The 24,075-nt window shown below is 65.4% G+C and carries 23 protein-coding genes and 2 pseudogenes; 4 read left to right on the top strand and 21 right to left on the bottom strand.

The window, feature by feature from the left end; genetic code table 11:
* Window positions 1-133 precede the first annotated feature (133 nt).
* A complete protein-coding gene (locus G205_RS01975; RefSeq protein WP_052013995.1) occupies window positions 134-1,318 on the top strand; it encodes an AI-2E family transporter in 1,185 nt (394 codons plus the stop codon).
* Window positions 1,319-1,355: 37 nt separating this feature from the next.
* On the opposite strand, the pseudogene G205_RS01970 reads toward G205_RS01975, so the two are convergent.
* Together G205_RS01970 and G205_RS01965 are read right to left on the bottom strand one after the other, a co-directional pair.
* Window positions 1,356-2,154: pseudogene (locus tag G205_RS01970) on the bottom strand (alpha/beta hydrolase).
* 44 nt (window positions 2,155-2,198) lie between these two features.
* Window positions 2,199-2,555, bottom strand: a complete 357-nt coding sequence (locus tag G205_RS01965; RefSeq protein ID WP_009356496.1) for a hypothetical protein — start codon at window positions 2,553-2,555, stop codon at window positions 2,199-2,201.
* Between the two features lie 105 nt (window positions 2,556-2,660).
* Here G205_RS01965 and nucS point away from each other — a divergent pair, with 105 nt between their 5' ends.
* Together nucS and G205_RS01955 are read left to right on the top strand one after the other, a co-directional pair.
* A complete protein-coding gene (nucS, locus tag G205_RS01960; protein ID WP_009356495.1) occupies window positions 2,661-3,356 on the top strand; it encodes an endonuclease NucS in 696 nt (231 codons plus the stop codon).
* 296 nt (window positions 3,357-3,652) lie between these two features.
* Window positions 3,653-3,855, top strand: a pseudogene (locus G205_RS01955) (cold-shock protein).
* 145 nt (window positions 3,856-4,000) lie between these two features.
* Here G205_RS01955 and G205_RS01950 read toward each other — a convergent pair.
* The 14 genes from G205_RS01950 to G205_RS01885 form a co-directional block, all read right to left on the bottom strand.
* The gene (locus G205_RS01950; RefSeq protein ID WP_009356493.1) at window positions 4,001-6,556 is read right to left on the bottom strand and encodes a bifunctional lysylphosphatidylglycerol flippase/synthetase MprF; all 2,556 of its coding nucleotides are present in this window, start codon (window positions 6,554-6,556) and stop codon (window positions 4,001-4,003) included.
* Window positions 6,538-7,851: an alpha/beta hydrolase gene (locus G205_RS01945; RefSeq protein WP_009356492.1), complete on the bottom strand. Its 1,314-nt coding sequence runs from the start codon at window positions 7,849-7,851 to the stop codon at window positions 6,538-6,540. Before G205_RS01945 ends, G205_RS01950 begins: the two co-directional genes overlap by 19 nt.
* Before the next feature lie 5 nt (window positions 7,852-7,856).
* The gene (locus tag G205_RS01940; protein WP_009356491.1) at window positions 7,857-8,288 is read right to left on the bottom strand and encodes a DUF2550 domain-containing protein; all 432 of its coding nucleotides are present in this window, start codon (window positions 8,286-8,288) and stop codon (window positions 7,857-7,859) included.
* A 10-nt stretch (window positions 8,289-8,298) separates the two neighbouring features.
* Window positions 8,299-8,583: a F0F1 ATP synthase subunit epsilon gene (locus tag G205_RS01935; protein WP_009356490.1), complete on the bottom strand. Its 285-nt coding sequence runs from the start codon at window positions 8,581-8,583 to the stop codon at window positions 8,299-8,301.
* 1 nt (window position 8,584) lies between these two features.
* The gene (gene atpD, locus G205_RS01930; RefSeq protein WP_009356489.1) at window positions 8,585-10,039 is read right to left on the bottom strand and encodes a F0F1 ATP synthase subunit beta; all 1,455 of its coding nucleotides are present in this window, start codon (window positions 10,037-10,039) and stop codon (window positions 8,585-8,587) included.
* A 78-nt stretch (window positions 10,040-10,117) separates the two neighbouring features.
* Window positions 10,118-11,008: a F0F1 ATP synthase subunit gamma gene (locus G205_RS01925; RefSeq protein ID WP_009356488.1), complete on the bottom strand. Its 891-nt coding sequence runs from the start codon at window positions 11,006-11,008 to the stop codon at window positions 10,118-10,120.
* Between the two features lie 72 nt (window positions 11,009-11,080).
* Entirely contained in the window at window positions 11,081-12,718 is a 1,638-nt protein-coding gene (gene atpA, locus G205_RS01920; protein ID WP_009356487.1) for a F0F1 ATP synthase subunit alpha, read from the bottom strand.
* Between the two features lie 78 nt (window positions 12,719-12,796).
* Window positions 12,797-13,624, bottom strand: coding sequence for a F0F1 ATP synthase subunit delta (locus G205_RS01915; protein WP_009356486.1), 828 nt, complete (start codon window positions 13,622-13,624; stop codon window positions 12,797-12,799).
* Entirely contained in the window at window positions 13,624-14,175 is a 552-nt protein-coding gene (locus tag G205_RS01910) for a F0F1 ATP synthase subunit B (RefSeq protein ID WP_009356485.1), read from the bottom strand. The genes G205_RS01915 and G205_RS01910 overlap by 1 nt, the downstream gene beginning before the upstream one ends.
* A 52-nt stretch (window positions 14,176-14,227) precedes the next feature.
* On the bottom strand, window positions 14,228-14,431 hold the full coding sequence (gene atpE, locus G205_RS01905) for an ATP synthase F0 subunit C (RefSeq protein ID WP_009356484.1): 204 nt from the start codon (window positions 14,429-14,431) through the stop codon (window positions 14,228-14,230).
* A 107-nt stretch (window positions 14,432-14,538) separates the two neighbouring features.
* Window positions 14,539-15,339, bottom strand: coding sequence for a F0F1 ATP synthase subunit A (gene atpB, locus G205_RS01900; protein WP_035751787.1), 801 nt, complete (start codon window positions 15,337-15,339; stop codon window positions 14,539-14,541).
* A gap of 81 nt (window positions 15,340-15,420) precedes the next feature.
* Window positions 15,421-15,759, bottom strand: a complete 339-nt coding sequence (locus tag G205_RS01895; RefSeq protein WP_009356482.1) for an AtpZ/AtpI family protein — start codon at window positions 15,757-15,759, stop codon at window positions 15,421-15,423.
* Window positions 15,752-16,234, bottom strand: coding sequence for a Cg1360 family ATP-synthase-associated protein (locus tag G205_RS01890; RefSeq protein WP_009356481.1), 483 nt, complete (start codon window positions 16,232-16,234; stop codon window positions 15,752-15,754). Before G205_RS01890 ends, G205_RS01895 begins: the two co-directional genes overlap by 8 nt.
* Before the next feature lie 109 nt (window positions 16,235-16,343).
* Complete coding sequence (locus tag G205_RS01885) at window positions 16,344-17,456, bottom strand: MraY family glycosyltransferase (RefSeq protein WP_009356480.1); 1,113 nt, start codon at window positions 17,454-17,456, stop codon at window positions 16,344-16,346.
* A gap of 286 nt (window positions 17,457-17,742) precedes the next feature.
* Between G205_RS01885 and G205_RS01880 the strand changes: the two genes are divergently transcribed.
* Window positions 17,743-18,639, top strand: coding sequence for a glycosyltransferase (locus G205_RS01880; protein ID WP_009356479.1), 897 nt, complete (start codon window positions 17,743-17,745; stop codon window positions 18,637-18,639).
* 25 nt (window positions 18,640-18,664) lie between these two features.
* Here G205_RS01880 and G205_RS01875 read toward each other — a convergent pair whose 3' ends face one another.
* From G205_RS01875 to rho, 5 genes are all read right to left on the bottom strand, one after another.
* Window positions 18,665-19,423, bottom strand: a complete 759-nt coding sequence (locus G205_RS01875) for a WecB/TagA/CpsF family glycosyltransferase (RefSeq protein WP_009356478.1) — start codon at window positions 19,421-19,423, stop codon at window positions 18,665-18,667.
* Window positions 19,420-20,232: an L-threonylcarbamoyladenylate synthase gene (locus G205_RS01870; RefSeq protein WP_009356477.1), complete on the bottom strand. Its 813-nt coding sequence runs from the start codon at window positions 20,230-20,232 to the stop codon at window positions 19,420-19,422. Before G205_RS01870 ends, G205_RS01875 begins: the two co-directional genes overlap by 4 nt.
* Window positions 20,233-20,244: 12 nt before the next feature.
* Window positions 20,245-21,117, bottom strand: a complete 873-nt coding sequence (gene prmC, locus G205_RS01865; protein WP_009356476.1) for a peptide chain release factor N(5)-glutamine methyltransferase — start codon at window positions 21,115-21,117, stop codon at window positions 20,245-20,247.
* Window positions 21,118-21,129: 12 nt separating this feature from the next.
* Window positions 21,130-22,203 carry a peptide chain release factor 1 gene (gene prfA, locus G205_RS01860; protein ID WP_009356475.1) on the bottom strand — a complete coding sequence of 358 codons (1,074 nt, stop codon included), beginning with the start codon at window positions 22,201-22,203 and terminating at the stop codon, window positions 21,130-21,132.
* A gap of 243 nt (window positions 22,204-22,446) precedes the next feature.
* Window positions 22,447-24,075: transcription termination factor Rho (gene rho / locus G205_RS01855; RefSeq protein WP_009356474.1), on the bottom strand; the 1,629-nt coding region annotated here is incomplete at its 5' end.

The raw sequence follows: 24,075 nt of genomic DNA, 5'->3' as shown, positions 1-24,075 counted from the left end.
AACCAGTGACTGACAAGACGGACGAGTCTTCCTCGGCAGCCAACAATTCCGGAGGCCAGGAGCCACCGGCAGCCGCACCCGAGGGGCCCCGCACGCCCGCAGGAAGGGCACCGCCGCGGCGGCGCTCGGTTTTGTGGCCCGCCGGCTTCGCCAGCCGCTGCCAGGCGCCCAGCCCAGGCTGCGGTTCGAGATGCCGCCGGAGTACGTCCAGGAGCAAGAGGTTTTGACCACTGACCCGGACGGCGAGGTAAGGCCGCAGTTCGGCCGGCCCGGTCCCCGGATGTCGCCGCAGCATCCCCTCTATATGGGCTTCATGGGAACCGTCGGCGTGGGGCTTGCGCTGCTGGTCTACTGGATCGGCTCGAACACCACGCAGCTGCTGCTGTGGATCGTGGCGGCCCTGTTCATCGCCCTGGGCCTGGAACCGGTGGTGGGCTGGCTGGAGAACCGCAAGATCCCGCGGCCGGCAGGAATCCTGGTGTCCGTGACTGTCCTGGTGAGCGCCGTCGTCGGCTTCTTCGCCACCCTGATCCCCACCATCGTGGAGCAGGTGACGGAAATCGTGGAGCAGGCGCCGGTGTGGATCCGGGACTTCATCGATTCGGAGTTCTTCCGCAGCCTCGACGACCAGTTCGGCGTCCGTGACCGGGTGGCGGAGGAACTGGACAAGTTCGTGAACGACCCCGCCGCGGTGGGCGGTATCTTCGGCGGCGTGGTGGGCTTTGGTTCCACCGTGGCCAACGGCCTGTTCGGGGCCCTGATCGTGCTGGTGCTGAGCCTGTACTTCCTGGCCGCCCTGCCGGCGATGAAGAAGTGGGGCTACCGGCTGGCGCCCCGCTCCCGCCGCCACCGCGTGGAAGCCCTGTCCGAGGAGATCACCCGGTCTGTGGGCAACTACGTGATCGGCCAGGCCTGCGTGGCGCTCCTCAATGCCACCTTCGCCTTCATCGTGATGTCCATCCTGGGCATCCCGTTCGCCCTGCTGCTGGCCTTCGTCGTCGCCCTGCTCGCGTTCATCCCGCTGGTGGGGGGAATGATCGCCGCCGTGGTGGTGCTGCTCGTCTCCCTGACGGAGGGCTGGCAGACGGCCGCCATCTACGCCATCTGCTACTTCGCCTACCTGCAGTTCGAGGCCTATTTCATCTCGCCGCGCATCATGCAAAAGGCGGTTGCAGTGCCGGGAGCGGTGGCAGTCATTTCAGTCATCGCGGGCGGCAGCCTGCTGGGGATTCTTGGCGCGCTGATCGCCATTCCCACCGCAGCGGCCGTCCTGCTGCTGATCCGGGAGATCTACATCGTGCGGCAGGACCAGCACTGACAGGACCAGCCCTGGTCCGCGCCGCTCCCCCGGCGGCCTAGGCCGGAGCGGTGGCCGACGGGCCGTCCCATTCCGTCGGCAGCCCGGCAGGGCCGGAGCCGGCCCCGGTGACGTCATCCACGATTTCGTTCAGGACCCGGGCCGCGTACTTTTCCCCCACCACAGGTGCTTGGCGCCGTCGACGCCCACCACCCGCGCCTGCGGCACCAGGCTGAACCGTGCGGCCGCCTCGGCGGGCTGGAGGAAGTCGTCGTGCTCGGGGACCAGGACGGTGAGCGGCTTGCCCGATTCCGCCCACTGCTGGAGGTGCTTGTCCGTGGCACGGTGCAGCGGCGGCGACAGCAGCACGGCGCCTTCCACCTGCGATGCCACCGGCTCCACCGCGCCGTACATCAGCGCCAGTTCCGTGCCGAAGGACCAGCCCACCAGCCACCGGTTGGGCAGGCCGCGTTCCACCGCGAACCGCACCGCCGCCTCGACGTCGTACCGCTCGCCGATGCCTTCCTCGAAGGCGCCCGTGCTGGTGCCGCGCGGGGATGCCGTGCCCCGGGTGTTGAAGCGGAGCACCGCGACACCTGCCAGCGCCGGCAGGCGGTAGGAGGCCTTGCGGTAGACGTGCGAATCCATGAACCGCCGTGCGTGGGCAGGGGGTGCAGGGTGATGAGCGTAGCGTGGACGGGCCCCGATTCCGGCAGCGCGAGTTCACCCACCAGGGTGTGGCCGTCGTCCGTCTGCAGCTCCACGTTTTCGCGCCGGGCGGGCAGGACGGTGGAGGCACGGATGGGAACAGGTCCCCCGGAGGGCGTGAATTCGTACGACGACGGATGAAAAGTCATGCCTGCCAGCTTAGCGACAGCAGGGGTTCTGCCGCCCGCGGATGTCAGCGGTAGCGGTAACTGCGCGACATCCAGCAGTTTGTATGCCAGTGGCGCCGCTCCGCCAGGCCGGCGGCTGCCCCGAAGAGATGGTCGTCCTTCCAGACCACCAGGTGCGCGACGCCGGGCAGGACGGCCGTGGAGCACTCAGGGCAGATGTAGGTCTTTTCGGCGTTTTTGGCGGTCATGGTGCGGACCATCCATTCGCCGTCCGGCGCGCTTTCACGCCGGGCGATGCCGGCCCGGGCGCGTTCCAGGTCCAGCTCGGGAACGTCCCCGCCGCCCTTTTTGCCGGCACCCCGCTTTCCCGGGCCTGCACCTTTTCCGGAGACAGGACGGCGGGGACGGTTGGAACGCGGCATGCATCCATTCTGCCCCAGCCCGGCACGGCTCCCGCACCCGCGCAACCGCCGTGCGAGCCGGCGTCGGGACCGGGCCGCAAGGCTGCAGGCGGTAGTCTGTACGGCGTGCGACTTGTCATAGCCCGATGCTCCGTTGATTACGTTGGCCGGCTCAAAGCCCATCTTCCCCTCGCCACCAGGCTCCTGCTGGTCAAGGCGGACGGGTCCGTGCTGGTCCACTCGGACGGCGGATCCTATAAGCCGCTCAACTGGATGAGCCCGCCCGCCACCCTGCGGGTCTCCTCCCCGGAGGACGTGGACCTGGAGCTGGGGGTGGTGGAGCAGTGGACCGTGCAGTCGGCGAAAACCGATGACCGGCTCATCATCAACATCCACGACAAGCTGAGCGAGTCGTCCCACGACCTCGGCGTGGACCCCGGCCTCATCAAGGACGGCGTGGAGGCCGACCTCCAGCGGCTCCTCGCCGAACAGATCGAAACCCTCGGCACCGGCTACTCGCTGATCCGCCGCGAGTACTTCACCGCCATTGGACCGGTGGACATCCTGGCGCGGGACGCGGACGGCGGCACCGTGGCCATCGAGCTCAAGCGCCGGGGCGACATCGACGGCGTGGAGCAGCTGACGCGCTACCTGGAACTGCTCAACCGCGATCCGCTGCTCGCGCCCGTGCGGGGGATCTTTGCTGCCCAGCAGATCAAGCCGCAGGCAAAGGTGCTGGCAACGGACCGCGGCATCGACTGCATCACCCTGGACTATGACGCAATGCGCGGCGTCGATGACAGCGAATCACGCCTTTTCTGACCTGCCGCATTAACGCCCGGGCAACGCCAAAGCCGCCTGACAAGGCATTTAACCGGGTTTTAACCTAAATTTTGGCCGTTTCACCGCCAAAACCGTTGACCGGCGCGGAGAGGCATGAAATTCTTGTCTCAGTCTTTGTGTAGGTGTTTTTCATGCTCGCAAGACATGTTGCGAGCGCGAAGCTCCTGCAACCCGGACCCCTGAATAGCCCGGAATTCAGGATTCTTCTCGCGGAGTGACCAAGGCCGGTACGAGGTGTGCCGATCTTAAAAAAGTTCCACAATGAGGAGAAATAAATGGCACAGGGAACCGTCAAGTGGTTCAACGCTGAAAAGGGCTTCGGCTTCATTACCCCGGATGACTCCGACGGTGATGTCTTCGTTCACTACTCGGAGATCCAGACCAACGGCTTCAAGACCCTCGACGAGAACCAGCGCGTTCAGTTCGAGATCGGCCAGGGCGCCAAGGCCCCCAGGCTACCGGCGTGACGCTGGTCTAGTCCCCCGCCGCAAACCCGCTTCGGCGGTATGCAGCAATAGAATGATCCCCGGCAATTACTGCCGGGGATCATTTTATTGTTTGTGCGTCTCACAATGCTTTTCCGGCATTTAATCCGCAAGTTTTGACCCTCTTGTGAATTGCCTTTACTTAACCAGTTTGCTGACCAGCCGTGCACCCTGCGGAAGGGAAAGCCCGGGCAGGTACGCGCGGGTCAGGGCGCGGCCGATGGCCGGCAGGTGCAGCGGGTCCTGATAGTAGAGGTACAGCGCGCGGTACTCCGGCTTGAACCGAGACTTGAACGCGGCCAGGGAACGGAAGCCGTACACCGGCTCCAGCGCATGCCCCACGAGATCGAGGATGCGGACCAGGTTTTCGGCCCCGTCCCGGTCCCCGCTGCTGTCGTCGGCGCCGCCGTGGTTGGCCAGCGGCGAGCCGGACAGGGAGATCACCTCCACCGATCCGCGCAGCTCCAACACGGCCGAGGCGATGAGGAATTCCATGACGCCCGGAAAACCTTCCGTACTCCGCCGCATGACGTCCAGCGTCCTGCTGACCAGCCGCCCGCCGTCGTACACGGGAAGCCAGCTGGTCACGCCGTGGACTGTACCGTTACCGTCGACGGCAAGGCAGCACAGGACCTCGTCGTCGTCCAGCTCGTCCACCCCGCCCAGGGTGAAGCCCATTTCAGGGACGGACTTGTTGGCCGCCCACTCCTCCGAGACCTCGTTGAGCTTTGACCGCAAAGCAGCCGGCAGCGCGTGGTAGGGACCCCACACCGCCTCAACCCCCAGATTTGCAGCCCGGTTCAGCGCTGTCCGCACGTTCTGCCATTCCTTGCCCTTGAACTCCAGCTCCCGGATGGCAAGCCGGGTCTCCTGCGCGACCGACACCCGGGCGAACCCGCGCTCCTGCAGCGCCGGCCACATGGAGTCGTCGCAGGAGTACAGCGCCGGAATCAGGGCCTGGCTGCGGCAGTAGGCCAGGAACCCCTCGGTGACCGCCTGCTGTGCCTGGCGCGGTCCGATGGCCCCGCCCAAAGTCAATGCCACGCTGCCGTGCCGCTGGTAGGCAACCGCACCCTGCCCGTCGGGGCTGAACCAGTAGGTGTTGGGCTCCCAGAGTGCCATCCAGGACAGCGGCCCGCCGCCCTGGTGCAGCAGTTCCCGGGCCCTGGCGCGGTCCTGCCACCCGGAGTCGTGGCCATGGTGTCCGATCAGCACCCACCACACCGCCACCAGCGCCACCACCCAGAACACGGGACCCGAGTAGGCAAACAGGACCGCCTCCACGCTGTTCCGGTCGGCAAAGACCCGGTGGTAGTGCTGCGGGATGGGAACCGGGACGTACTGCCTGGCGAGCTCGGCGAAAAGTCCCAGCAGCCCGCCGTCGCGTTCCAGGCCGCCTGACCAGAACCATGCGCCGGCATAGGCGGTGGCCAGGACCCCCCACGTGCCGCCGGCCACCAGGGCCAGCGTCCGGCGGGCAGCAGGGAGCGTCTGCACCCGGAACTGCCGCCGGTTGAGCCACAGGACCACGGCGAGCAGGAGGGGCACGACGACGAGCGGCAGCACGTGGGCGAAGGCCGATCCCATGGGTGCGGCCTGCGGCCCCTGCGGGCGTGAGGGCACCAGCGCAAAGAGTGCGAGGTAGACGGCGGCCAGTGCCGTGACGGCCAGCTGGATGGCGATTGCGATGTTCAGCGCAAGCCTCCGGCCGCGGCGCATGCCGTCGGCACAGATCAGCAGCAGGAGAACCGGGACAACGGCCAGCGCCAGCCCGAACGGGCCGGCGAACCCTGCACGTCCGGCTTCCAGGCAGGAGGCTTCAACGGTTGCCCCGCAGTTCAGGGCAAGCTGGCTGAGCGTGGGCATCGGGTTCAGCACCACGTCGCGCAACAGTGCCAGCGGCCCGGTGGGCGACCGCGCGATTCCGGTGAGGATGGGCCCCACGGCGAAGACGGCAACGGTCAGGGCAAGGAGGTTCCTCGTCTCCCGGCCCGTGGACCGGTGCCGGTGCAGGTGGCCCTGGTCGCCCTGGATCCACCAGCCCGCCAGCAGGCCCAGGAGTGCGCCGAGCAGGCCGATGACCGTTTCGGCGTGTCCCACGTACAGGACCAGCAGCAGCGAAACGGAGATCACTGCCGTCCGCAGCCGCCGCTGCCACAGCACCGGCAGCCGTGCACTGCCGGCCAGTCCTGCTGCCAGGACCGGTCCATAGGGTCCAATCAGGATGTCGTCCGCCATTTGGTCCAGCCACCCGTCGCCGGCGTACTCCGCCAGCTGGGTGATGAGCAGGAACAGCGTCACCGCGGCAAACTGGCCGCCGAACAGCAGGGCGGCCGCCGCCCGGGACCCGAGTTTCCGCTCCGCAAGCCCCAGGAACACGATGATCATGAGTGATGCTGCCAGGTACGCCAGGGGGTTGGTCGCGAAAAAGAGGCTGGTGAAGAGCTGCCACCAGTTGCCGTCACGGAGACCCTGCCCGCTGACGCCGGCCAGCTCCAGGAGGTGCTCCGGCGGCCCTGCCAGGTAGCTGCCTGTTACCGCGCCGGCCAGCACGAACACCGCAAGGACGGCCAGGCTGAACGGCACGGACCGCAGCTCGACGGCGGCACGGGCCAGTGCGGGCCGGAGCACGGTGTCCCAGGCCAGTGCCGTGGTGCGGACCTCCCTTTCGGGGCTCACCGCCGAAGCCCCCATCTGTCCATGAGGAAATCCAGGGCATCGGCAATCCGCCGCGAGGACGTATCCCAGGAATGGCCGGTGTTCTCCACTTCATACGCCCGAACGGTGAATCCTGCGCTTTCCGCTGCGGTCGCCAGTGTCCGGAGGTACCCCACGAACTCGGGATCGTTCTGTCCGGCCGTCAGGTAGAGGCCGCTGCTTTCGAACCTTTGCTGCTTCATGATGGCCAGGGGGGTCTGCCGGTTGAAGGCCTCCGGATCCCCGGGGAAGGCGGCGTCGATGGTTTTCTGCCGTTCCTTGGCGATGGCCGGTTCCGCTTCAGCCGAGAATGCCAGCGCTGCAGGGAAAAGCTCCGGGTGCCTCGTGGCCAGCTGCACCGCGCAGGTGCCGCCAAAGGAGAAACCGCCCGTCGCCCACCGGCTGTGGTTGGTGTCCACCACCAGCGTGGAGCTGATCCAGCCGGCGACATCCTTGGTGAGGTAGGTATCGGCACGGGCAATCCGGCTGTCCATGCACATGGTGTTGGCCGACTGGGAACCGTTGGGGTCGGGAATCACCACTACCGGAGCCACCCCGCCGTGTGCTGCGGCGTAGGAGTCCATGTGGGCCTGGATGGTCCCGCCCGTGAGCCAGTCCGCCGGGCCGCCCGGCTGCCCTGCGATCAGCACCAGCACCGGAAGGGCCGGACGGTTGGCGGCAAAGTACGCGGGCGGCAGGTAGATGTAGGCTTCCCGCGTGTCCATCCCGGACAGCGTGCCGGGTATGGAGGCCCTGCGGAGGGCTCCCCCGGCCGGAAGTTCGCCCTGCGGGCTCCAGCTGTCCAAGGAAGCGCCGTCGGGCTCGCCGGGCTGGCGCATCAGTCCGGCTTCGAGGGTGGGAATCCGGGACAGGGCTGTTCCCAGGAGGTCGCTGACGGTCCTGTTCAGCCCGAAGTAGGCGTTGATCTGCACTGAGGACAACGCGACCACCAGGAGTGCGGCCAGGACGGCGGTCCCACGCCGCGGCCAGCTCGCGTGCGGAAGGCGCATCAGGCCCAGGAGCACGGCGGCGACGGCGGGGACCACCCAGAGCAGGACGGTGTCCGGAATGTTCTCAGGGAAGACTGTGAAAACGTTGATGAGGGCCCAGTGGACGGTGGCCACCAGGGCAAAGGCGGCAGCCGCGGCCGCGATGATGCGGACGATCCAGCGGCGGACGTTCGGGGACGCAGGGGGCGGCAGCAGGAGGTAGCCGGCGCCGGCCAAACCCAGGATGAGGGCTGCCCAGTACAGGGGGCCGTCAATCAGCCTGACGTCGTATAACCAGTCCACGCCGGCTAGCGCCAGGTGCCTACGCCGATGACCGGGCCGGCCTCCAGCCATGAGGACAGGCCGGTGTAGGCGTCGAACTTCATGGCGAGCCGGAGGTCCTGGCCTTCATAGCGCAGTTCAACGATCACGACGTCGGGCTGGACCTTGACGGCCTCGGCATCGGTGGGCTTGCGGCGGCCCAGGAGTTCAAGCGAGTGGCGCTTGAACCGGTGTTTGGGGCGGACACTGAGCGAGAGCAGCCGGAACCACTCCAGGTCGTTGTCCTGATAACGACAAACCCCCATCTGCCAGCTGTTTCCAGCCATGCAGATGGAGGCGTCCACCGTGCCGAGGGCACGCCGCAGGTTGAAGCGGCGCACCCCCGAAAGGCACAGTGCAAAAATCAGCAAACCAAAGGCGGTTGCCAGTGCGATGAACGGAAGACTAGATGCGTCCATCAAGGTGATGCTAGCGGATCCCAGCGGTGGCCGACTCACCCAGGTGGGCGTTGTCAGCCACGATAACCACGCGGTTGTTGTCAACGGAGAAGAATCCGCCGTCGACAGCTACTGCAATACGGTCACCGGACACCGGCTGGATAGCCAGCTCACCTTCGGCCAGGATCGCCAGCAGGGGCGAGTGGCCGGGCAGGATTCCGATTTCACCATCGCTGGTGCGGGCCTTGACCATCTTGGCCGCTCCGGACCACACGAAGTGGTCCGCTGCGACAATCTCAACCTCAAGCTCAGCCATATTACTTGGTCTGTTCCTGGATCTTGGCCCACTGGCGCTCAACGTCATCCAGGCCGCCGACGTTGAAGAACGCCTGCTCTGCGATGTGGTCGAGGTCGCCGTCGCAGATGGCCGAGAAGCCTTCGACGGTGTCCTTGATGGAAACCGTGGAGCCTTCGACGCCGGTGAACTGCTTGGCGGTGTAGGTGTTCTGGGACAGGAACTGCTGGATGCGGCGTGCACGGGACACGACGATCTTGTCCTCTTCCGACAGTTCGTCAACGCCGAGGATGGCGATGATGTCCTGGAGTTCCTTGTTCTTCTGCAGGATCTGCTTCACACGGACAGCCGTGTTGTAGTGGTCCTGGCCGATGTACTGGGGGTCCAGGATTCGGGAGGTGGACGTCAGCGGGTCAACGGCCGGGTACAGACCACGGGAGGCGATTTCACGGGAAAGTTCCGTGGTCGCGTCGAGGTGTGCGAAGGTGGTTGCCGGTGCCGGGTCGGTGTAGTCATCTGCGGGAACGTAGATGGCCTGCATCGAGGTGATGGAGTGGCCCTTGGTGGACGTGATGCGCTCCTGGAGGAGGCCCATTTCGTCAGCCAGGTTAGGCTGGTAGCCCACGGCGGAAGGCATACGGCCGAGAAGGGTCGAAACCTCGGAACCTGCCTGCGTGAAGCGGAAGATGTTGTCGATGAAGAGCAGCACGTCCTGGTTCTGCACATCGCGGAAGTACTCCGCCATGGTCAGCGCGGACAGGGCCACGCGCAGACGCGTTCCCGGCGGCTCGTCCATCTGGCCGAACACAAGGGCGGTGTCCTTGAGGACGCCTGCCTCTTCCATTTCAACCCAGAGGTCGTTGCCTTCACGGGTACGCTCGCCAACACCGGCGAATACCGAGGTACCACCGAAGTTGCGGGCAACACGGGTGATCATTTCCTGGATCAGAACGGTCTTGCCCACGCCGGCGCCGCCGAAAAGGCCGATCTTTCCACCCTTGATGTACGGGGTGAGGAGGTCGATGACCTTGATGCCGGTTTCCAGCATCTCGGTGGAACCTTCGAGGGAAGCGAAGCTCGGTGCCTTGCGGTGGATGGGCCAGCGTTCGCTGATCTGCAGTTCCGACTCGGCAACGTCCAGGGGCTGGCCCAGGACGTTGAAGATGTGGCCCTTGACGCCGTCGCCGACGGGCACGGAGATCGGGGCACCGCTGTCCACCACGGACGTGCCGCGGACAAGTCCGTCGGTTGCCTGCAGGGAGATGGCGCGGACGAGGTTGTCACCCAGGTGCTGGGAGGTCTCGAACGTGATGGTCTTGGTCTCACCGTTGAGAGTAATCTCGGTGGTGAGTGCGTTGTAGATCGACGGGATTGCGTCAGCCGGGAATTCGACGTCGACAACCGGGCCGATGACGCGCGCAATACGGCCGGTGGCACCGGTCGTTGCGGCTACGTTTTCGGTAGCAGTGGCAGTCATCTCTCTCACTTCACTCAGTAGATGGCGTGGGGTTAAGTTTATCTGTGTGGTGCAGGTTCAACGGAACCGCGGCCAGGCCTATGACGCGAGGGCGTCGGCGCCGGCAACAATCTCGGAGAGCTCCTGCGTAATCTCGGCCTGGCGGGCCGTGTTGCGCAGACGCGTGTACTTCTTGATCAGGTCCGTGGCGTTGTCCCCTGCCGACTTCATCGCGCGCTGGCGCGCGGCCAGTTCGGATGCAGCGGCCTGCAGCATGGCTGCGAACAGCCGCGATTCGATGTAGCGCGGCAACAGGGCATCAAGAACCTGCTCGGTTTCCGGCTCGAACTCGTACAGCGGCAGCAGGTCCGACTCGGAGGCGGCTTCCTCTTCCACTACCTCCAGGGGCAGCAGGCGGATGACCGTGGGCTCCTGGGTAACCATCGACTTGAAGCGCGTGTAGACAACGTGGATCTCGTCCACGCCACCGTCTTCGTAGTCCGTGGCGAAGTCGGCCAGCAGAGCCTCCCCGATTTCCCGGGCAGTACTGAACTCGGGCGCGTCGGTTCCTCCGGTCCAGACCCGCGCGTACTCGCGGTTCCGGAAATCGAAGTAGGCCTGCGCCTTGCGGCCCACGAGGTAGGTTTTGACTTCCTTGCCTTCAGCGTGGAGAAGCTCGTTGAGACCTTCCGCCTGCTTGAGGACACTGGCCGAGTAGGAACCTGCCAGGCCACGGTCCGAGGTGATTACCAGGACTGCGGCGCGGCGGATCTGCTCGGGCTCGGTGGTCAGCGGGTGGTCGATTTCGCTTTGGCTTGCGACAGCAGAAACGGCACGCGTGATCGCGTTCGCGTAAGGCAGTGAAGCTGCTACGCGCGCACGGGCTTTACCGATGCGCGAGGTAGCGATCAGTTCCATCGCCTTGAAGATCTTGCGCATCGACGTGGTCGAGCTGATCTTCTGGCGGTAGACCCGAATCTGGGCTCCCATACTTATCCTTTCCTAACATTCCGTAAACCGGGTGTGCCGGACCCTGCGGCCCTGCACACCCGGTGAGCGGAACTAGCGCTTCTGCTTGACGATCTTTTCCTGGTCAACGTCACCCTCGGAGATGGACTCATACTCCTCGTGGCCGGCACCTACCAGGTGGTTGTCGCCTTCACCGAAGAAGCCCTTCTTGAAGTCGACGATGGCGGACTTCAAAGCGGCTACGGTGTCGTCGTCCAGCACGTTGGTCTGGGCCAGCGTGGTGAGGATCGAGGACTTGCGGCCCAGGTGGTCCAGGAACTCGCGCTCGAAGCGGCTGATGTCCTCAACCGGAACGTCGTCAAGGTAGCCGTTGGTACCGGCCCAGATGGAGACAACCTGGTTCTCAACCGGGAACGGCGAGTACTGGCCCTGCTTCAGCAGTTCCATCAGGCGGGCGCCACGGGTCAGCTGCTGGCGCGATGCGGCGTCCAGGTCCGAAGCGAACATGGCGAATGCCTGCATGTCGCGGTACTGGGCCAGATCCAGCTTCAACGTGCCGGAGACCTTCTTCATGGACTTGACCTGCGCGGCACCACCAACGCGGGACACCGAGACACCCACGTCAACGGCGGGGCGCTGGTTGGCGTTGAAGAGGTCCGACTGGAGGAAGATCTGGCCGTCGGTGATGGAGATGACGTTGGTCGGGATGTAGGCGGAAACGTCGTTCGCCTTGGTCTCGATCAGCGGCAGGCCCGTCATGGAACCGGCACCCAGTTCGTCGGAGAGCTTTGCGCAACGCTCCAGCAGGCGGGAGTGCAGGTAGAAGACGTCGCCCGGGTAGGCTTCGCGTCCCGGCGGGCGGCGGAGGAGCAGCGACACTGCACGGTAGGCCTCAGCCTGCTTGGACAGGTCATCGAACACGATGAGGACGTGCTTGCCGCCGTACATCCAGTGCTGGCCGATGGCCGAGCCGGCGTACGGTGCCAGGTACTTGAAGCCGGCGGGGTCGGAGGCAGGGGAGGCCACGATGGTGGTGTACTCCAGCGCGCCGTTGTCCTCGAGGGTCTGGCGGATGGCGGCGATGGTGGATGCCTTCTGGCCGATCGCCACGTAGATGCAGCGGACCTGCTTGTTCACGTCGCCGGAAGCCCAGTTGGCCTTCTGGTTGATGATGGTGTCGATCGCGATCGCGGACTTGCCGGTCTGGCGGTCACCAATGATGAGCTGGCGCTGGCCGCGGCCGATCGGGATCATGGCGTCGATGGCCTTGAGTCCGGTCTGCATCGGTTCGTGGACAGACTTGCGCTGGGTCACGCCGGGAGCCTGCAGCTCCAGTGCGCGGGTGGTCTCAGCCTTGATCTCGCCGAGGTCGTCGATGGGCACGCCCAGCGGGTCAACCACGCGGCCAAGGAAGGCGTCGCCCACGGGCACGGACAGAACCTGTCCGGTGCGGTGGACTTCCTGGCCTTCTTCGATGCCGGTGAAGTCGCCGAGGACGATAACGCCGATTTCGCGGACGTCGAGGTTCTGGGCCAGGCCCAGGGTGCCGTCCTCGAAGCGCAGCAGCTCGTTCGCCATGACCGAGGGGAGGCCCTCAACACGGGCGATGCCGTCACTAGCGGTGGTTACGCGGCCGACCTCTACGCGCTCTGCGTTTCCGGGTTCGTAGGACGCCGCGAACTCGTTCAGCGCATTACGGACGTCGTCGGCGTTGATGGTCAATTCGGCCATCTGCAGTCCCTGCTCTCCTGTTTTGTGATCACCGTGAAGGTGACCGGGGTTTCTATCAGTTTGTTGGTGCTTGTCCGGCTAGCCGGCCAGCTGGCGTTGCAGCTCGCCCAGCCTGGTGATGACCGAAGCGTCGAGCACTTCGTCACCGACCTGGACGCGGATTCCGCCAATGAGTGCTGGATCAACGTTGACGTTGATCTTCAGTTCCCGTCCGTACATGGCATTCAGGCCCGCCTGGAGGCGTGCCAGCTGCGTCGGCGTCAGGGGACGGGTCACGCTGACCGTTGCGATCCAGCGCTGCTGCCGCTTGGCCGCCAGTTCGGCGAACCGTTCAACGAGCCGGGTGGGCTTGATGCCCCGGGGCTGGGAAACTGCCTGGGTGATGAGGACTTTTGCTTCCTCACCCACCCCGGGCACCAGCTTCGCGGCCAGGGTAGCCTTGGCGGCTGCACTGGCCTGCGGCTCGGACAGAGCACGTTGTACCTCGTGGCTGGAGGCAACAGCCTGGTTGAAGGAGAACAGTTCGTTCTCCAGCTCTTCCAGGCCAGTGATTCCGGAGGCAGAAACGGCCGACTTGTTTTCAGCAACGGAAATGACCACCGTTGCGGCAAGAGTCTCGAGTGCATCGCCGATATCGCGCGCCGATGCCCAGCGTGAACTGGCCAGTCCGGATGCGATCTCTGCAGCATCAGCGGAGACTTTCCCGCCAACCAGCTGCCTGACCAGCGCCGACTTTTCGTCACCGGAACGCGACGGGTCAGTCAGGGCGCGGCGCAAGCCAGCCGAGCTGTCCACCATTTCCAGAATTCCGAAGAGTTCCTTTGCCAGCTGCAGCGACGCGGTGGAAAGCTTGGCTTCCAGCGCGACCAGCGCTGTTGCCAGCGATTCGCTCGATACGCCTGCCATTACTTAGCTGCACCTGCGTTCTGGGTCTCCAGATCTGCCAGGAAACGGTCAACTACCCGTGCTGCGCGCTCATCGTCGTTGAGCGATTCGCCCACGATGCGGCCGGCAAGGGTGGTGGCCAGGGTGCCTACCTCTGAACGCAGGGACACAACGGCCGCCTGGCGCTCGGATTCGATCTGTGCGTGGGCCTGCGCGGTGATGCGGGCAGACTCTGCAGCTGCCTTCTCCTTGAGATCCGCAAGGATCTGGGCACCCTCCGCGCGGGCTTCCTCACGGATACGGTTGGCTTCGGTGCGGGCGTCGGTCAGCTGCTGCTTGTACTCTTCGAGTGCAGCAGACGCCTCAGCCTGGGCCTTTTCAGCCTTTGCAATGCCGCCTTCAATAGCCTCGGCACGCTCGGCGAAGGTCTTTTCGAACATCGGGACAACGAACTTGACCACGATGAACATGAGGATGGCAAAGCCCACGAGGACAACGCCCATTTCCCAGATGTTGGGCATCAGGGGATTGACTTCGCCCTCAGTGGCGGCTGAGATGATCAGCTGAGCCATTTTTTCACCCGTCCTTTTCTACTCGGTTCTGTAAGTTCGCTTCGTTCCAGGACTAGAGAACGAAGGCGAAGACCAAGCCGAGGATGGCGAGGGCTTCAGTCAGCGCAAGGCCGAGGAATGCGATCGGCTGCAGCACGCGCTGAGCTTCAGGCTGACGGGCAACGCCGTTGATGTAAGCAGCGAATACGAGGCCAACACCGATACCACCGCCGATTGCGGACAGACCGTAACCTACGAGGTTGAGATTGCCTTCCATTTTTCTTCCTTTCAAGATGCCACTTCAGTGGCAGGTTGTTTGGGTTGCTTCATCCCCCGCGAAGGGGAAGTCTGTGTGCCTGCCGGAATTGGATCCGGCGGCAGTGCCTAGTGGCTGTCGGCGTGCAGTGCGCCTTCGATGTAGATCGCAGTCAGCAGGGTAAAGACGTACGCCTGCAGGACCATGATCAGGGCCTCGAGCATGTACATCGCGATGGCACCTGCCAGGACCAGGACCGAGGTTCCCTTGAGCAGGATGTTCTCCTGCATGACCAGGTATTCGATGCCGGAGCCGGCGATCATCACGATGAGGTGGCCTGCGAGCATCGTGGCGAACAGACGGAGGCTGTGCGTGACGGGCCGGACCAGGAAGTTGGAGATGATCTCGATCGGGATGACGATCGGAAGGATGAACCACGGAACACCCGAGGGGACGGTGGCCAGCTTGAAGTAGCGCAGGCCGTTCTTCTTGACGCCGATGGCGATCCAGGTGAAGTAGACGAGACCGGCCAGCACGTAAGCGCCACCAACGTGGGAGAAGGTGGGGAGCTGGATCAGCGGGATGGCGCCATAGATGTTGTTCACCAGGATGAAGAAGAACAGGCTGAACAGCAGCGGGACGTACTTGATGAAGTCCCTGCCGCCGATGATGTCCTTGGCGATTCCGTTGCGGACGAAGCCGTATGCGGCCTCGCCGGCGAACTGGAGCTTGCCGGGTACCAGCTGCTGCTTGCGTGCGGCCAGCACGAAGAAGGTGGCGATAATGGCGACAGAGAGGAGGACCAGCAGCATCTGCTTGGAGAATCCTTCTGCGGCACCCCACGGCAGGATTGCCGGCAAATGCATTTCGTTAATACCAGGAGGAGCGAACTCTCCTGAATCTTGGGCCGGGAGCGCAAGCGCGATCAACGCGTTTCCTCTCTGCAGTGTCCATCATTGGGCGTTGGGCGGGGACCGGCAGCCTGACGGCCTGCTGTTCCCCCTGTGAAATTATTTGGCATTAGTGTCGCCGTCCGTGGACGGTCCGCTGGCAGCAGGACGCTCACCAGCATTTTTACGAGAACTGGTGAGGCCATGCATGTGGGAAAGGTAAAAACCTCCGACGGCTCCAAGCAGAGCGCCTGCGAGCACAATCCAGCGCGTTCCCCACAGATAATCCAGTCCCCACCCTATCAAACTCCAGACGATGATTCCGCCAATGATGTAGCTGAAGACGGCCATCCCGGCGTTGTATCCGCCGTCGGAGTTGTCGCTGGAGACACCAGGGGCGGAGCGGCCGGATACGGGCTTGCCGGCGGAGGCTTTTCCGGACTTTTTGGGGTCACGCATCGGAGGCTTCCTTGGTTTCTGGATCGTTGTAGATCTGCAGGCGGGCTTTGCTGAAACCATAGAGCTCAGCGGCCTGCCACAAAACGACGGCGGCCACGGCACCTGCAACAAACCAGCGGCCGTGCAGCCATTGCGGGGCTCCCACCACGAACAGGACCGCGGCGAACCCCACCACCTTGATGAAGTAGGTGGCAACGAACACGCCGATGGCCCCGGAGGGATTGCTGCGCCCCACGAAGTGGCCCACCAGGAGGCTTATTCCGAAGAACAGCATCACCAGCAGGCCGCCCAGCAAGGCGGAGACCGCCCCGGCGGAGCCGTCCAGTATTGCGGCAGCCCCGGCGCACAGCACCAGTCCCGCCGCCGCGGCCGCGGAGCTGAGCGTCAGGAGATGCAGCCACAGGGACCGGGTGGGACCGGAAGCACCAACGGGTCCTTTGCCGGACGCAGGTCCGGACTCGGCGTTGGAGGTCATGCGATCCCAATCGTCGGTACCTCAAGGCTGTAAACCACAAGGCGGGGTGGAGGGGCAGCTTTGGCTGCCCCTAAATTCTACATGAGATAGAAATGTTTCCGCACCGGGGTTACGCCGGAGTTTCCTCGTTACGGCGCGCGAGGTAGGGCCATGCCGTGACAAGGCCCATCACCAGGGTGGCGAAGAGGTCCACGGCAAGGACGATCTGCCACGGGAAGATGGCAAAGGCCAGTCCCCCGAACGACAGCACCCCGGTCCAGAGGTACATCAGGACTACGGCAGTGCGGTGCGAGTAGCCGATGTCCATGAGCTTGTGGTGCAGGTGGCCGCGGTCGGCTGACCACGGCGACCGGCCGCGCGCGGTCCTGCGGACCACCGCAAGGCCCAGGTCAAGCAGCGGCAGGAACAGGACGGCAAACGGCAGCAGGATGGGAATCACGGTGGAAATACCGTTGGCCCGGTCATAGAGCCCGCTGGTGATCTGGCCGGTGGAGACCACACCGGCGGAGGCCATGAGCAGCCCGATCAGCATGGCGCCGGAGTCCCCCATGAAGATTTTCGAGGGAAACCAGTTGTGCGGCAGGAAACCCAGGCAGCTGCCCACAAGGACTGCGGTGATGAGGGTGGCGAGGTCCGAGTAATCCAGGAGGACAGCGTTGCGGTGCACCCAGTACGCCGTGAAGAAGAACGCCGTGCCGCCGATGATGGCCACGCCGGCGGCAAGTCCGTCCAGGCCGTCAATGAAGTTGAAGGCGTTCATGGTGGTGACGATCAGGCCCGCAGTGAGCACCACCCGGATGGTTTCGTTTTCCAGGTAGATGGGTTCCGGCACCCAGGGCACGATGGTCATCTGGACGCCCCACACCGCCACGGTCAGGGCGGCGGCACTCTGACCGATGAGCTTCACCCACCACCGGATGTCCAGCAGGTCGTCCGCCACGCCCACGAGGACAATCACGGCAGCGCCGGCGAGGACGCCCCACGGCGAAAAGTTGTTCCGGTAGATGTCCTTGACGAAGAAAGACTGGCTGGCAACGATCAGCGCCACCATCACGCCCAGGAAGATCGCGACTCCCCCGAGCCTCGTGACGGGTGTTGAATGCATGTCGCGGCTGCGGATGGGCAGGTGCAGTTCGAGCCGGTGGCCCACCACGCGGGCACCCCAGGTGGCGGCATAGGACACAACGGCAGCCGTCAGCCCCATGAGCAGGTACATGATCATGGGGTGGTGGCCGTTTCAACTGGAGTGGAAATGCAGCGGAGCAGCGTTGGCGGCTGTACCCCGGCGGGTGGGCTCACTGGCAGGGATTCTGTTCTTCGATAAATGAAACTTCTCCGTCGCCGAGCGCGCAGCAGGCAGTGCGAAATGGCTGGTACGCAGTGCCTTACAGGGCTGTATTACAGTGGACTCTAGTCAAAGATACTAGCGCCACCGGCTTCATGGCTCCGCGCCACACGGCGCATTACGAGCGGGGAACTCCCTGACAGCCATGCTGAAAGGACCCGTCATGACCCCCCGCATTGCAGTTGCCGCCGTCACCTTCAACCGCCCGCGGGAACTGGCTGTGCTGCTGGATTCGATCAACGCGCAGACGGCTGCGGTGGACACCATCTGCCTGGTGGACAGCGGAACGGAGCCGTCGCGGGAGGTTGCCGGCCGGCATGACAATGTCGACTACGTCAGGTCGGAGGCCAACCTGGGCGGAGCAGGCGGTTTCGCGCTGGCCGCGCTCAAGGCGGTGGCCAGCGGTGCCAGGTGGATCTGGATGATGGATGACGACGCCGAACCAACGGATCCCGAATGCCTCGCAACCCTGCTGCGGGAGGCGGAGGCGCGCGACCTTGAGGCGGTCGTCCCACTGGTGACGGCCCCCGGCCATCCCGACCGGCTGTCCTTCTTCTTCCGCCTGGACGGAAAAGTCACCCACAGCAGGGCCGAGGTTGAGAAGCTGGGGTTCCTGCCCAACGACGGGCACTTCTTCAACGGCGCGCTGATCCGTTCCGACGTCTTCTTCAAGGTGGGCCTGCCCGACATGCGCCTGTTCATCCGCGGCGACGAAGTGGACTTCACCATCCGGCTCCGGAAAGCCGGCATCCGCTTCGGGACGGTGACCACCACGGCCATTACGCATCCGCATGCCTTTTCCGAGACCCAGCACGTCTACGGCGCCCGCTGGCACGTCATCGTTCCCGAGAATGCGTTCAAGCGGTACTACTACTACCGCAACCGCGGGTACCTGATCCGGCGCTACTTCCGTGTCCGTTCGCTGGTGGCCGATGTGGGCGGTTACGCGGGCTATTTCCTGCAGCGGCGGGACCTGGCAGGATTCCTGGGCTGGGCCTCGTCGTTCAGCAAGGGCCTGCGGGGCAAGGGCTTTGCCCCGCTGGAGGACCAGAAGTTCTAGGCCACGGCCTGCAGTTCCTGCGGCCTTACCTCCTGCGCAACCGCCGGCCGGCCAGCAGCCACAGCAGCACCCACGGCTCACCAAAGACCCGGTAGGCGACACGACGGGGATGCAGGAGCAGGCGCCAGGCCCATTCGAGGCCAAGGCGGCCAAGCCAGCGGGGAGCCAGCTTCTGGACACCCGCCAGCTGTTCGATGGCACCGCCCACGGCACAGTAAACGGCGGGAGGCAGCGCTTCCAGCCGGCGCTGGAGGACTTCTTCCTGCAGCGGCATGCCAAGCCCCAGCAGCACAAGCTGCGGCCGCTGGCGGTGCAGCCACTGAACGGCCGCATCCTCCAGGCCGGGGTTCCAGTTCTCCCCCGGGAACCCGGACACGTTGGCGCCGGGAACGATGGCCTTCAGCCTGGCTACCGCACCCGCATTCGCCTCGGCACCGGCTCCCACGACGGCGATGCGTTCCAGTCCTTGCACCTGGTCCAGGGCGGGTAGCCAGTCCGTTGATCCCAGGCGGTAGTCCATGACCGGGCCCTCGGCGTTGCCGGTCCTCCCCCACAGCCACAGCACCGGCGCACCGTCAAGGAGCACCACGTCGCTGCGCTCGTACAGGGTTCGGAAGCCGTCGTCGGACAGCGTCAGCGTGACGCTGTGCAGGTTGTGGCCGAGGACCGTCCGGGTGGATCCGTCCTGGATGTAGCGGCTGAGCGCCTCCACCAGCTCGGGTACCCGCAGCGGGGTTGCATCAACCTCCAGGAACGGGATCTGCTGGCGTTCCAGGGTCGTCAAGGCCGCGTGTCCGGGCCGGCGACGGCTGCATCGTGCGTCCCGGGAGCACCGTCGCCGGGCGTTACAACGGAGGAGCCTCCGGCAGCGGCAGGGGCAGCCGGGGTTACGTGTGGCTCCTCAGCAGCCGGTTCTTCCTCCGCCATGGGAATCTCGCCGAGTCCAAGAACGCCCGGTACGTGTTCGCGGAGCTGGTCCAGGCTGATGGCGCCATTGCGGACTACCCGGAGCCGCGGCCCGGTGGCATCCACGATGGTCGAGGCCACCGCTGCTTCGCCCTCGGCGGGACGGAAGCCGCCTTCCAGGTAGACCTCCACGGAGTCGGCCAGCTGCTCGCGGGCGGCCGCGGCGGTCTGTGCCGGCGCGTGCCCGGTGCGGTTGGCGGAGGAAACGGCAAGCGGCCCGGTGAGGGTCAGGAGCTCCTGGGCGATGTCGTCCGCGGGCATCCGCAGTGCAACAGTTCCCTTGGTTTCGCCGAGGTCCCAGTCCAGGGACGGCTGCGCGTGCAGGATCAGGGTCAGGCCGCCGGGCCAGAACGCCTCGGCGAGCTTCCGGGCATCAGCGGAAACATCGGTGGCCAGGCCGTCCAGGGCATTGATGCGCGGAATCAGGACGGGCGGCGGCATGGTGCGGCTGCGTCCCTTGGACACCAGGAGCATGGTGACGGCCTGCGGCGAAAAGGCATCGGCCGCAATGCCGTACACAGTGTCGGTGGGAAACACAACGCACCTTTTTTCGCTGATGGCGCGCTGGGCATGCTCCAGCCCCTGGGCGCGCTGGTCGTCAACGGTGCAGTCATAGGTTGTGGTCACTGGCCTATTCTTTCATTCCGGATGGTGCTGGTCCGCGAGCACGGCGCTGGTGGCGCGCTCCTTTTGGTTCAGGTCCATATGCGTGGTGATGTTGCGCCACATCCCCGCGCGGCCCATCATCGCGGCTATCCAGCCGGCCTGGACCTCTGCGTGCTCCATGACAAAGAAGCCGCCGGGCCGCAGCAGCCGGGCAGCCGAAGCCGCTGCCGCCGTCGGAAGTTCCATGCCGTCCGCTCCCCCGCCGTACAGTGCTTCCGGAGGGTCGTGCAGCGCGACTTCAGGCTCGTTGGGGATGGCCTCTGCGGGGATGTAGGGCGGGTTTGAAACCACGACGTCGAAGGTTCCGTTAAGCTCCGGCAGTGCGGTCCGCAGGTCCCCCAGCACCAGGTGGACGCCCAGGGGCGCGAGGTTCTTGGCCGCCCAGGCGTGCGCCAGGGGGCTGTATTCGACGGCGTGGACCTCCGCGCCGGGCACCTCATGGGCGATGGAACCGGCGATGGCCCCGGATCCGGTGCCGAGGTCCACGATGCGGGGCGAGGGCATCCCCTTGACGTGGTCGATAACGAGCTGGGCCACGGACTCCGTCTCCGGCCGCGGAATGAACACCCCGGGACCCACGGCCAGTTCGAGGTAGCGGAAATGCGCCACCCCGGTGATGTGCTGCAGGGGGACCCGGCCGGCCCGCTCCGCCACCAGCTCCGCGTAGCCCTCGGGAGCGGGCGCATCACCCAGCATCATGGCTCGCAGCCGGCCAAGACCCACCTTCAGGAGGTGGTCGGCCAGCAGTTCGGCGTCGACGCGCGGGCTGGGGACACCGGCGTCGCGAAGGATGGCAGTGGCCTCGCTGACTGCTGCAGCAAGGGACTGGCCCGGCCCGTTGGTCATACCCGGCAGGAATTAATCGTTCAGGGCGTCCAGGCGCGCCTGCTCGTCCATCTCGATGGCGGACTGGATGACGGGCTCCAGGTCGCCGTTCATGACCTGGTCCAGGTTGTAGGCCTTGTAGCCTGTCCGGTGGTCCGCGATGCGGTTCTCCGGATAGTTGTAGGTGCGGATGCGCTCAGAACGGTCCATGGTGCGGATCTGCGACTTGCGCTGTTCGGAGTTGGCGGCGTCGATCTGCTCCTGCTGGTGGGCCAGGATGCGGGCGCGGAGGACACGCATGCCCGCTTCGCGGTTCTGCAGCTGCGACTTCTCGTTCTGCATAGCCACGACGATGCCCGTGGGCAGGTGGGTGATGCGGACGGCGGAGTCCGTGGTGTTCACGGACTGGCCGCCGGGGCCGGACGAGCGGTACACGTCGATTTTGAGGTCGTTCTGGTTGATCTCGAGCTCTTCGGGCTCATCGACTTCCGGCAGGACCAGGACGCCGGCCGCGGACGTGTGGATACGGCCCTGGGATTCCGTGACGGGAACACGCTGCACCCGGTGCACGCCGCCTTCGAACTTGAGCCGGGCATACACACCCTCGGCGGGGTCGTTCGAGTTGCCCTTGACGGCCACCTGGACGTCCTTGTAGCCGCCGAGGTCCGACTCGGTGGCGGAGATGATTTCGGTCTTCCAGCCGCGGGACTCGGCGTACCGGGTGTACATGCGCAGGAGGTCGCCGGCGAACAGCGCGGCCTCATCGCCGCCTTCACCGCCCTTGACCTCGAGGATCACGTTGCGGGCGTCGTCGGGATCGCGCGGGATAAGCAGGCGGCGGAGTTTCGCAGCAGCAGCCTCCAGCGAAGCCTCAAGCTCGGGCACCTCGGCAGCGAACTCGGGGTCCTCGGAAGCCATCTCCTTGGCGGCAGCAAGATCGTCGCGGAGCGCCTCCCACCGGTGGTAGGCCTCAACAATGCCATTCAGCTGAGCCGACCGCCGCCCCAGCTTCCGGGCAAGCCGCTGGTCAGCATAAACAGCAGGATCCCCCAGCTGCGCCTGGATGGAATCATGCTCATCAAGCAGGCCCTGTACGGACTCAAACATTTTTCAAAACCTCTTTCGTTCTGCGCTCCATTTTAGAGGGGCGCAGGAATCCAATCCCAAAGCAGGCCGGGCGTGCGGTGAGCCGGACGACCGACGCGCGGGTTTTCCGCCCCGGGAGTGGCATCGGGCCTGCCGGAGCGTGGCGGCTCAAGTCCGTCAGGACTGAGCCGCCACGCGAAGGGGCGGGGGGGAAAACCCGCGCGGCGAACCACGCGAGGTACCCGCACCCCGCCCCGAACTCAGCTACTTGTCGTTATCCGACTTCGCGCCAAGCGTCGTCTTTTGAACCTGCATGAGGAACTCGACGTTGCTCTGGGTTTCGCGGATCTTGTTGGTGAGCAGTTCAAGGCTCTGCTGGGTCTCGAGCCCGGAGAGGACGCGGCGCAGCTTCCACATGATCTTGACTTCTTCCGGCGAGAGCAGGTTCTCCTCGCGGCGGGTACCGGACGCGTTGACGTCCACGGCGGGGAAGATGCGCTTGTCGGCCAGCTGGCGGGACAGGCGGAGCTCCATGTTGCCGGTGCCCTTGAACTCTTCGAAGATGACCTCGTCCATCTTGGATCCGGTCTCCACGAGGGCGGTGGCCAGGATGGTGAGCGAACCGCCGTTTTCGATGTTGCGGGCGGCACCGAAGAAGCGCTTGGGCGGGTACAGGGCTGCGGAGTCAACACCACCGGACAGGATGCGGCCGGAGGCCGGTGCTGCCAGGTTGTAGGCACGGCCCAGGCGGGTCATGGAGTCCAGCAGGACCACCACGTCCATGCCCATTTCCACCAGGCGCTTCGCGCGTTCGATGGAGAGTTCGGCCACGGTGGTGTGGTCATCGGCGGGGCGGTCGAAGGTGGAGGCAATGACCTCGCCCTTGACGGTGCGCTGCATGTCCGTGACTTCTTCGGGGCGTTCGTCAACCAGCACCATCATGAGGTGGACCTCAGGGTTGTTGGTGGTGATGGCGTTCGCGATGGACTGCAGGATGAGCGTCTTTCCGGCCTTGGGCGGGGAGACGATCAGGCCACGCTGGCCCTTGCCGATGGGTGCCACGAGGTCGATGACGCGGGGGCCGATCTTCTTTGGATCGGTCTCGAGGCGCAGCCGCTCGGACGGGTACAGCGGAACCAGCTTGGCGAATTCGACGCGGTCCTTGAGTTCTTCGGCGGTCTTGCCGTTCACGGACGTGACGCGGACCAGGGCGTTGAACTTCTGGCGGTTGGACTGCTGGCTGCGGTCCTCGCCGTCGCGGGGTGCGCGGATGGCGCCGACGACGGCGTCGCCCTTGCGCAGGTTGTACTTCTTGACCTGGGCCAGTGAGACGTAGACGTCGTTCGGGCCGGGCAGGTAGCCGGAGGTACGGATGAACGCGTAGTTTTCCAGGACGTCCAGGATGCCGGCGACGGGCAGCAGGACGTCGTCCTCGGTGATCTCGACGTCGTCGACGTCGGGTCCCTGGGAACGTCCGCGGCGGCGGTCGTTGCGGTCGCGGAAGCGCTCGTTGCGGGAGCTGTCGCGGTCCTGGCCGCCGGAGCGGTCGTTGCGGTCGTTCCGGTCGCGGCGGTTGCGGCGGTTCCTGCGGCTGCCGCCGTCGGTATCGTCGTTGTCGTCGCGGCGGTTGTCGCGGGTGCCTTCGCGCTGGCCGGCGTCGCGGCTGCCTGCGTTGTCGCGGCCACCGTCGGAATCGCGTCCTGCGGTGTCCCGCCCGCCGCGTGTGCGGCCTTCGCGGCGGTCGGTGCGCTGGCCGGGTTCGGCGGTGTCGGCGGCGGGCGCTTCGGCGCGCTCAGCGGTGCGCTGCTCCGCGGGAGCCTGTTCCGGTGCGGCCTGCTCGGCCGGAGCCTCCGCCGGGGCTTCCTGCACGGCAGCGGCTGCTTCGCCGCGGCG

This window comes from Arthrobacter nitrophenolicus, from assembly GCF_000332815.1.
Taxonomy (GTDB): domain Bacteria; phylum Actinomycetota; class Actinomycetes; order Actinomycetales; family Micrococcaceae; genus Arthrobacter; species Arthrobacter nitrophenolicus.
The sequence above is the reverse complement of the archived record's forward strand: the minus strand, read 5'-3'. Positions and strand labels throughout refer to the sequence as shown.